At 62.8% G+C, this 10086-nt stretch carries 8 protein-coding genes; 6 read left to right on the plus strand and 2 right to left on the minus strand.

The window, feature by feature from the left end:
* Nucleotides 1–12: 12 nt before the first annotated feature.
* Nucleotides 13–1092 carry an L-rhamnose/proton symporter RhaT gene (rhaT, locus tag PQU92_RS14975; protein ID WP_272749057.1) on the minus strand — a complete coding sequence of 360 codons (1080 nt, stop codon included), beginning with the start codon at nt 1090–1092 and terminating at the stop codon, nt 13–15.
* A 110-nt stretch (nt 1093–1202) separates the two neighbouring features.
* Nucleotides 1203–2978 (minus strand): glycoside hydrolase family 43 protein, encoded by a 1776-nt coding sequence (locus tag PQU92_RS14980; protein WP_272749058.1) that lies wholly within the window; start codon nt 2976–2978, stop codon nt 1203–1205.
* Between the two features lie 193 nt (nt 2979–3171).
* Between PQU92_RS14980 and PQU92_RS14985 the strand changes: the two genes are divergently transcribed.
* The 6 genes from PQU92_RS14985 (at nt 3172) to PQU92_RS15010 (ending at nt 10085) form a co-directional block, all read left to right on the plus strand.
* Nucleotides 3172–4521, plus strand: a complete 1350-nt coding sequence (locus PQU92_RS14985) for a tetratricopeptide repeat protein (protein ID WP_272749059.1) — start codon at nt 3172–3174, stop codon at nt 4519–4521.
* Nucleotides 4522–4679: 158 nt separating this feature from the next.
* Complete coding sequence (locus tag PQU92_RS14990; RefSeq protein ID WP_272749060.1) at nt 4680–5342, plus strand: hypothetical protein; 663 nt, start codon at nt 4680–4682, stop codon at nt 5340–5342.
* Nucleotides 5343–5347: 5 nt separating this feature from the next.
* Nucleotides 5348–6976 carry a secretin GspD/PilQ domain-containing protein gene (locus tag PQU92_RS14995; RefSeq protein ID WP_272749061.1) on the plus strand — a complete coding sequence of 543 codons (1629 nt, stop codon included), beginning with the start codon at nt 5348–5350 and terminating at the stop codon, nt 6974–6976.
* A gap of 29 nt (nt 6977–7005) precedes the next feature.
* Nucleotides 7006–8061 carry a hypothetical protein gene (locus PQU92_RS15000; RefSeq protein ID WP_272749062.1) on the plus strand — a complete coding sequence of 352 codons (1056 nt, stop codon included), beginning with the start codon at nt 7006–7008 and terminating at the stop codon, nt 8059–8061.
* Nucleotides 8062–8086: 25 nt separating this feature from the next.
* A complete protein-coding gene (locus PQU92_RS15005; RefSeq protein WP_272749063.1) occupies nt 8087–9085 on the plus strand; it encodes a hypothetical protein in 999 nt (332 codons plus the stop codon).
* A gap of 19 nt (nt 9086–9104) precedes the next feature.
* On the plus strand, nt 9105–10085 hold the full coding sequence (locus PQU92_RS15010) for a hypothetical protein (protein ID WP_272749064.1): 981 nt from the start codon (nt 9105–9107) through the stop codon (nt 10083–10085).
* The last annotated feature ends 1 nt before the right edge of the window (nt 10086 follow it).

The raw sequence follows: 10086 nt of genomic DNA on the forward strand, positions 1-10086 counted from the left end.
ATTCTGTTGGATTTAATGTGCGGCCCCTGATGCTGCCAGCATATTGCCGATCCCGATGATGACCGTCGAGCCGACAAGGGTCGCGATACCGCCCCACACATAGGCACGGGTCTTGACCGAAGTCCCGGCCCATTCCTTGAGCGCGAAGCCCCACAGCGTCGAGAAGAGGATGATCGAGGCCATGTGCAGGGTCCACGACGAGAAGCCGTATTCGCCCATCTGGCTTTCGCCCATGGTGTAAAAGAAGAACTGGAAGTACCACAGGGTCCCGCCTAGCGCCGCCAGACCATAGTTCAGCAGCAGCGGAATCTTGCCCTTGGACTCATTGCCAGGCTTCGGCTTACCGACCCACTCGGAAGCCGATTTGTTCTTGAGGATCAGATAGCCCGACCAGATCAGGTTGGTCGTCAGGCCGCCCAGCAACACCATGCACAGGACCGGAAGGCCGACCCATAACGGGCCCGTCCCGGCCGCCGCCGAAGCTTCACGCACCGGCGCACCGGCGGCCAGCCCGAAGGCAAAGCACGACGACATGACGCCGCAGAAAATGGCGACCAGAATGCCCTTGGTCAGGTTGAACTCGCTCAGGGATTCGGAAACCTCGGTCACCTCCTCTTCCTTGGCGTGACCGGCCTTGGCGACCAGAACGATCCCGACCAGAACGACCAGAACGCCGACCAGAGTCACCTGACCGCTCAGGGTCTGAACCAGTTGCACGATCTTGCCGGTGAAGATGGGCTCACCCAGCGTGCCGATGACCGTGGTCAGACCGAGCGCCACGGCCATGCCGAGACTCAGGCCCAGATAGCGCATGGTGAGGCCGAAGGTCAGACCGCCGAGGCCCCACAACAGGCCCCAGAACACGCACCAGAACCAAACCGAACCCGACGCGCCGCCCAAAACCCCGAACAGATCCGAGGTTTGAAAATAGGCGAAAATCCACGGCGCGATCAGCCACGAAAAAATCCCGCCGGTCAGCCAGAAGATTTCCCACGACCATAGCTTGATCTTTTTATAGGGCACATAGAACGAGGCCGAGGCGAGACCGCCCAGCCAGTGAAAAAAGACGCCGATCAGCGGGTTGGGTGTCATGAAGGGTTCCCTGAATGTGATATGTATTTCAAATAGTGGTAACCGTAATGCCGGGTTTGCGCAATCGCGTTTTATGGTGATTGTTTATGCGCGATTGCCTCTCGCCCCCCTTACGGCGTCACCTTGAAATATTCGAACTCCACAAAGCCGACGCGTGTCGCGGTATTCGATGGCGTACCTGTGGGCGACTGCGCGAAAACGCCGATCTGCGCGCCGACCCAGCGTCCTGGCTGCGAGGTGAAACCGGCTCCGATCGGGGTAAAGGTCACGCCGTCGAGGCTGTAGCTGAACGTCACCGTCGCATGGGTCGAACGCAGCATGGACGGCCAGTAGAAGGGCTGGTTCGGCGGTGAATCGACGACGGTGACCGGTTCGAGGTGCGCCCGCACCCATACCGGGCCGGTGATCTTTTCCGGTGCGGCCATGACGGTTTCCGCCCCGCCTGCGCTGGCTTTCAGCCGCGTCACCTGCACCAGTCGGACACCCTCGGCGGTATTTTCCAGTCCGACCCAGCCGTAATTATAGCCCAGCACCACCAGTCCGGCGCGCTCACCAGCCAGATTCGGCATCAGGCTCAGCTTCGTCGTGGCGCTGAACGTCATGCCGGGGAGTTTCTGCGTCAGCAAATTCCCCGCTTCCCACAGATTGACCGAGGACGAGATCGACTTCAGGCGCAACTTGCCTTTAATGCTGGCATCGGCCCAGTCCTCGTTGGGATTGGCGTTCCATTGCCACCCAAGGTGATAGCCGTTGCGGAAATCGTCATCGACGACCGGCACGGCCACGGGCTGGGCTGGCACATTCGGCTTTTTGTGTCGCCAGACGGGCTGTCCATAGACCTGTCCCTTCTGGCGTTCGCCGATGATCGGCCAGCCATCCTTGCCCCAGGTCATCGGTTGCAGCATGACGCGGCGGCCATAGGAATCGGCGTCCTGAAAATGCAGGAACCAATCCTCGCCCGGTTTTCCGTTTTTGGGGGCTGTATCGACCCACGCGCCCTGATGCGGGCCGTTCATCTCCGTCGTCCCCTGATCGATAACGCTGCGGCCTTCATAGGGGCCGTCGATGGTCTTTGCGCGGAAAACGCCCTGCCAGCCGCCCTTGACCGAACCCGACGGCACGAAGACGTAATAATAGCCGGCGCGCTTATAGAGCTTCGGCCCTTCGGTGGTGAACCAGGACACCAGCCCCTGCGAGGTCTGCACCTTGGGCAATTTGTCGCCTTCGATGATATATTTGCCCGAATCCAGCGTCTTCGTGCCGTCCGGGCTCATCTTTTTAAGGGTGATGATGTTCTTGATCCCGGCGCGCGACCCCGCGAAGCCGTGCACCAGATAAGCTTGCCCGTCCTCATCCCAGAACGGCGCCGGATCGATCGCGCCTTTGGTATTGTCCACCAGCACCGGTTTGGTCCACGGCCCTTTTGGATCCGTGGCGGTGACGAGAAAAATCCCGAAATCCGGATCGGGATAATAGATCATGAACTTGCCGTCGTGGTGACGGATCGCCGGAGCCCACACCCCGCCGCCGCGCCGGGGCGTCGTATGATGACCGTCGGGTACATTGCGTTCCAGCGCGTAACCGATCAGGGTCCAGTTCACGAGGTCCTTCGAATGCAGGATCGGTAGGCCCGGTATGTTGGTGAAACTCGACGCCGTCAGGTAATAATCGTCACCGACCCGGATTGCGTCAGGGTCGGAATAGTCACCCTGAAGCACCGGATTGATATAGGTGCCGTCGCCCTGATCCGGCACCCAGATGCCGGCGGGCATCGATGATTCGGGAGACTTCTGGCTGACTTTCGGGGCTTCGGCGGCGAAGGCGGCGACCGGCAAAACCACGCTCGCCGCCAGGGCGAACGACCGCATCGTCATCATAATGGGCATCAGGCATTTCTCTCTGTTAATGGGCGTAGGCGCCCTGTCCTTGTTAAGCGCACTTAAGCAACTGTTAGCGGTAACGTCAATTCCACACCTTGCCCCGGTGTGGTTTGCGAGCGAAGAACGATGTCATTCGGCATTGTCATACCTTATCCGCCCTTCTATACTCGCGGCAGGAGAATTCGGGGGATCAAGCGGCGTGGGCTCATCCAATCGCATCGACGGCTGGAAAGCGATCGGCGGCCATTTCGGGCGCGACCGGACGACCGTCATGCGCTGGGCGCAGCAGCGTGGTCTGCCGGTGCGACGCCTGCCGGGCGGCAAGACCGGCACCGTCTATGCCCTCAGAGACGAACTGGATCGCTGGGCGGCCAATCAGACTAATCTGAACGAGGAGGTGCCAGACGGCCTGACGGAGACTCAGGCTCTCCCGGTCGCCACGCCGGAACGATCGTTCTGGGCGCGAAACTGGCGGCGTCTGGCCGTCGTGGGGCTGATGGGACTGGCCATCGCCTTTGCGGCAGGCACGATCCTCATGTCGCGTGTCGCCTCGCCCGCCCAAACCCCGGCCCTGCCGTCCGATCCGGCGGTCAGCGCCCTCTATCTCGAAGCGCGCGACGCCTGGGCCCAGCGTACGCCGGCCTCGCTCACACGGGCCATCAGCCTGCTCACCACCATTACCCGGAAAGACCCGGGCTTCGCCCCCGCCTGGGCCGGGCTGGCCGACGCCTATCTGCTGTCGCGTGAATTCGGCATCACCCCCGATGCCGAAGCGTTCCCAAAGGCGAAAGCCGCCGCCGAAACCGCCCTGCAGCGCAACCCGGAACTGGGGGCGGCCCACCGGGCGCTGGGCTTTATCGCCTACTGGTGGCAGGACGATCCGCAAACGGCGGGCCGGTTCTTCCGTAAGGCTCTGACGCTGTCGCCGCGCGATGCTCAGACGCATTTCTGGTACGGCAATATCCTTTCGGACAACGGACAGCACGTGGCCGGATTGCGCGAACTGAACACGGCCCGCCTGATCGAGCCGGGTTCGGTCGCCATTCAGACCGATCTCGCCTGGGCGCAGTGGTCGGCGGGCGAAGACGCCGAAGCGCGGCAGGCGCTCAGCCAGCTCATGCAGGTTCGGGCCGACTTTCCCGTCGTCCACGACTGTACCAGCCTGATCAAGCTGGCCGATGGCGACTATGTCGGTTACGTGCAGGATCTGGGCGAATTCGCCCGCCTGCGCGGCGATCCTGAACTGATCCGCCATGCCACGGCCCTGCGCGACGATCTGAAAACCGGTGCGGACGCCGTTCAGCGTCGCCTGATGCAATATGCGCTGGCTGAGATCGCCGCCAAGACCCGCCGCACGCATGTGTGGCCGGTATTTCTCGCCTCGGTCGCCCAGAACCGTCAGCAGGTGGTCAATCTGCTCAAAGCCGCCGAGACGCGCGGCGAAAAATGGGGCGAGGCCGGTCTTACCGCCCGCATCGCCCGTCTGTGGATGGACGACGGCGAAATCGCCGCCAGCCTGCGTCGTCTGAAAGCCGCACCGGTCGAATAGGCGGCGGACGCGCCGAAAATGCGACACGGGCTGCGGCGCTATTCCACGCTTTGCAACAATTTGCGACATCGCCAATCCAGCGAAAACCTCCATGCTTTCCGAACATTAGGCGGCGCACCTTCCGATAGGGGAAAACGCGCCGAACCGGGGTTTCGGACATGGTGCACTTTACCCGCAGATCGGCGTTCAGCCTCCCCGTCATGGGTGTGGTCGGCGGTATGGCGGTTCTGTTGTGGCCGCGCGGTGGGCACGCCGCCCCCACCTTTGCACCGCGACCGGCCCTGAAGGGCCTGATGGCCGCCCGGCAAAGCGCCATCTGTCACGTGGCCGACTACGGCGGCAGCCAGACCCTGATCCTGCTGATTAATGGTATCCCGGTCGAAGCTCATCTCCGCCGCAACGGCCTCTATCAGCCCAAGGACCAGCGCCGGTCGCGCGCGGCCAAACCGGTCACCCCGGTCGATTTCAACCGCCTGATCGCCGCGGCGGGCGGGCTGGACAAGGGCGTCAACGGCACCCCCAGAGCGGCCGAATTTTTCGCGCTTTATAACAGCCTGATGCCCGCCGTCACGGCACCGGACCCCTGCCCGGCCGATTTCGCCCACCGGACCACCAGCGAGCGCGCCACGATCCGTCAGGGACTGGGGACGGCGGCATATACGCGCTACGCCCCCTGCTTCACCCTCGATGGCGACGCGGTGCGCCTCGATTTCAGCGACGATCCCTTTTTCGATACCTGGACGTTCGAACGCGACGCCCAGGGGCATTTTTACGGCCTGAGCGCACCCGGCGTGCGGGCCATATGGTCATTGGAGGCCTGAACGCTATGACGCCCAAACCCCTGATCCGCGCCACCCTGATGGCCGCTCTGCTGTGCAGCGTATCCGCCTGCGCGACCGCCCCTTCCGGCCCGTCGGCGACCGCCGATATACCCCGCGCCATCGGTATCGATCAGGCGGCGCTGGCCCTGCAAACCGGCGATCATGCCACGGCGCTCAAAGGGTTCGGCGACGCGGCGGCGCGCGATCCGTCCGACGCCGCGCGGCAGACCCTGCTGGGTATGACCTATCAGGCAGCGGCACAGGGCGACCCGGAACAGCTCGATCTGGCGCTGGCCGGTTACGATCTGGCGCTGCGCAGCGGTCAGGATGCCTTCTGGGCCGCGGCGCTGGCGGGCAAGGCGGCGTTCGACCGCGGCCGCTACGCCCAGGCCCAGAGCTACTATGCGCGGGCCGTCATGATGCGTCCCGACGATGCGCGTGCCCTGCTGGGGCTGGCGATGAGCGCCTATATGGCGGGCGATCCGCAACTGGCCGCGCTGAGTGCCGAACGCGCTGCCGCCCTAAGTAGCGATCCGGCCCTGATGAGCGGGGCGCTGAAAATCGGCGCCCTGTCCTATGCCGCCACAGGCCGCCGCGATCAGGCCGCCGCCCGATACCAGAAGCTTATCCTTGTCGCGCCGGAACAGGCCGCGCCGGTCAAGGCGCGCATGGAGGAACTGACCCGGACCGAGGCCACCGACCCGGTACCGGAGGCCGCGACGCGCGATCCCGGCACGCCTGATCAGGTCTCGGTCGATGTCGCGATCATCCTGTCGCAGAACGCCCAGCGCGACTCCATAGGCCTGAACCTGCTCGACGGCCTGCAAATTCAGTATGGCCGTCAGGACCAGCAGACCCATGCCGGCAGCGATACCGGTGTATCACGCACCATCACCGATACTATCACCCTGCCCCAACTGACCTATAACCTCAATCTCTTCAACCGGTTCGGTCAATATTATCAGGTGGTTGCCCGCCCCATGCTCACCGCCTATCGCGGCGAGCCCTCGGACTTTTTCGTCGGCCGTTCGACCAAGGTCGCCGTCAAGGGCGTCAACTTCTCGCAACTGGAAAACATCGACATCGGCACCCAGGTCAAGGTGACGCCGCTGGAGATCACCGCCGAGGGCACGCGTCTGAAGATCGAGGTCACCCGTTCCTTCCTGTCCGGCGAACCGGCGGGGAATTTCAATGAGGCGCTGAATACCTGGCGGCAGACGGTCTCGACCACCGTCGAGGTAAAGTTCGGCACAACGCTGATCCTGTCCGGCCTGTCCGAAAGCGTTCGCGACTCCTCGGTCACCAAAACCCCTCTGCTGGGCGATGCGCCGGTCATCGGTTCTGCCTTCAATCGCCGGGTGACCAATGAACGCCGCGATGCGGTGCTGGTCCTTGTCACGCCCGCCCCGGCTCAGGCCATCCAAAGCACACCGTGGGCGCGTCCGGCCGATGTGGAGCGCCTGATCGGCCTGTGGGGCACGACGGTCGCACCGGGTTCGGATCTGGGCGCGATCACGGGAAACCTGTCGCGCTCGCGCCTGTTCACCCGCGCCCGCAAGACCGATGCCCAATTGTCGTGGCCCAGCCTGCCGCACGATCAGGGTGAAATCCTCAAAGACCTTATCCTGCCGTAAGACCGCCCATATTTTCAGAGGTTTACATCATGACCCGCGCCTTCGTTTCACGTACCGCCGCCGCCCTGTGCCTGATCGCCGCCCCCCTTGCCGCCTCAGCGCAGACGCCACAGCCGCGCTCCGACCTGACGGTCGCTGCCGACATCAAACCCATGATCAGCGCCCAGCAGATGACCCGACTCAAAGCGGTCAGCAGCCGCTACGATCAGCGGATCGCCACCGCTTTCAAGGGCAAAGAGACATTGCGTCAGACGATGGAGACCGATCTGCGTGCCATCGAGGCCGAGGCGGCCCCTGCGCGGCGCAAGGCCCTGATCCAGACCTATCGCAGTAAGCACGGCGCCGCTTACAAGCAGGTTCTCCGCGAAGGCGGCGTTGATCTTAAGGTCGTCTCCGGTGAATTCAGCGCCATCGTCCCGGAACTGGACTTTGAGGTCGTCGACGGGCTGAACCTGAGGGCCGTCCCGCGCACCGACGCGACCCGCAAAAAGGCCGCTGCCAAAACCTCGGCACCGCGCCCGACGACTCAGGTCAAGGCTCTGATGGGGGCCGACTATAGCATCGACAAGGATCTGAGTTGCGGAGCGATCGCCGGAAGCTCCGTCACCACCTCCGGCGGCTATATGCGCAATTCGACCTGGGCAGCCGAAGCGGGCGGTTGCGAAAACGAAGGCACGTTCCGCCACCGCTTCACCACCACGGCGAACCAAACGGTACGGGTGGAGATGACCGCCGATCTGGAGACCGAAGCCTATGCGGTCGCCATCCTTGCCGAAGCCATTGGACGCGCCCACGCTTCGCTCGACGTAACCTCGGCAAGCGGTCGAAGCCTGAGTGAAATCGATGGTTACGATTACGAAGTGCCGTCGGTGAATTGCTACGCCTTCGCGATGTTCATGTGGGCGACATCGGAAACCTGTGAACGGCAGAACGTCGTCCTTTCGGTCGAGCTGAAATCACCCGGCACCTATGTGGTGCGTGGTCACACGGTGACCCGCACCATCGCCGGAGGTGTCGTCACAGGCACCACGGCGGAGGCCCGCATCAAGCAACTGCGCACCACCATCACCACGGAACCGAAATAATCATCCGCGCGAAAGGACATTCAGTATGTTCAGATATTTAGCCCCCGCCTTTATCATGGCCGCCTGCGCCGGACAGGCTGTCGCCCTGTGTCCCGGAACTGATGTGCCCGGCGCACCGCTGCTTCCTGCCGTAACTGCAGTCGAATTCTACAATGCCGCTGTTCCGGCCAAACCGCTAAAAGCCGTCGCCACCACGGAAACCGACCGTATGCAGGTCACCGGCGGCGTAGTCGGTAAGGGCAGCCTGACCCTCAACCTGACGCTTTCATCTGAGGTTGCGGCGGGGTGCGAACTCAGCTTCAGCCTGTTCGATGCCGCCACGCCTATTAATGGCCAGCGACAGACAGCAACGGAGCAAGTGTTTCCGGCCATTAATGTCCACAGAAACTACCTCCGTGTGATGTCTAACGGCACCAACAAGGTTCAGGTGACGCTTCCGGTAGGCATACGGCTGGGTAACTCCGCGATCCACCGTCATCGCATCGGCCTGAGTTCGCTTCGGGTGAACCAGACCCCTGAAACACCGCAGACATTTGAATTTCGCAACAACCCCATCCAGATCAAAGAGATACGACGCATCAGCCCAACCGCCGCTTCCGTGCGCGATGGCGATCGCGTCGAGATGGCCGTCTATCTGCAGGAACCGCTGGATGTCGCCACCTACGAGTATGACCTTCTGCCTTCCCTGAGCAGTGAGTACCGCAGCAACAGCCTGCGCGTCGAATTCACCATAAGCCCGTCGGACGCCGCTTATCTGCTGCCGCGTGAGACACGGAGCTATGTGTATTTCCGCCCGGAATTCGCCGACGGCAGTTCCCGCACCGGCCTGATGATCGATGTCCCCGAGGCCCCCGCGAGCAAGGAACTGAAGAAGAAGACAGAAACACCGCTGGCTCTGCCCGGACGACTGACTCTGCCAAAGAGCGATCAAACGCCCACGACCATCACCATCACGGCCCAGCTATCGACCTATTTTTCCGGCCCCGGTGGCCAAACCCTTACCCTGCAAATTCCCGTCAACTAAATCCCCGAAAGGAGCCACCATGCGTACCTTACCGCTGATTGCCGCTGCCCTGTTGATCGCCACGCCCATAGCGGCACAGGAATCCAAAACGGTTGCCAAAACGCCTGCCGCGTCTGATGATACCAAGGAACAGACCGCCAAGGTTCAGGCCGTCCTTGCCGATTTCGATAAGAAGGTCATGGCGGGCTTCCAAGGCGAAGATAAACTGCTTGCGGCTATGCAGGCCGACCTCAAAGCCATCGAGACTCAGAAAGACCCCAAGGCCCGCGCCGCCGCCATCACCGCCTATCAGAAGAAATATGCCGACTCCTACCGCAACGCGCTGAAAAAGGGCGGAGCGGATATCGGCAGTCTGGCGTCTGTCCTGTCGCAAATTCTGGGGGGGCGCACCTTCAAGGTGGTGGATGGCACGCATCTGGTAGCCGTAACCGACAACGGTGAGACGCCGCCCGCCCCGCCGCCGGCGCCCGCCAAACAAACGATTACGCTGGGCAGCAGCGACTTTACCTTCAGCCAGTCCGGATCATGCGCCGGCATCCGCGACTCCGACAGTTCCTATGCGAACTTTCGCGTGCGAACCTATACCTGGGCCGGAGTCGCCGGGGGCTGCGAAGAAAAAGGCACGCTCAACTATATCTTCGCGGTTGTCGACGGCCTGAACCCCACGGCACGCGTGAAGTTCGATCTGACCGCCGAAGCCAGCGCCGCGGCGGCAGGCGGTGCGGCGTGGTCGAAGGGCATCAGCAGCATGACTGTTTTCGGCGGCCCGACACCGCTTGTCCGTTCCCTCACCATCGACGTGGTCGCCGCTGTCATGTGGGCCGCCGAAGACGACGGAGAAGTGCAGAACGCCGTCATGACCGTGACCGCCGGGCGCAACAGGGGCCTCATGATTCAGGGCCAGTCGATCAGTCGCGCCAATGCCGTCGGCCTGGCGGCCGGTACGGAATCGTCCAGCTCCGTGAAGATACAGGAAGCCTCGGTCGTGGCAAATCCCTGAG

The sequence above is a fragment of the Asticcacaulis aquaticus genome (assembly GCF_028550415.1).
GTDB lineage: Bacteria > Pseudomonadota > Alphaproteobacteria > Caulobacterales > Caulobacteraceae > Asticcacaulis > Asticcacaulis aquaticus.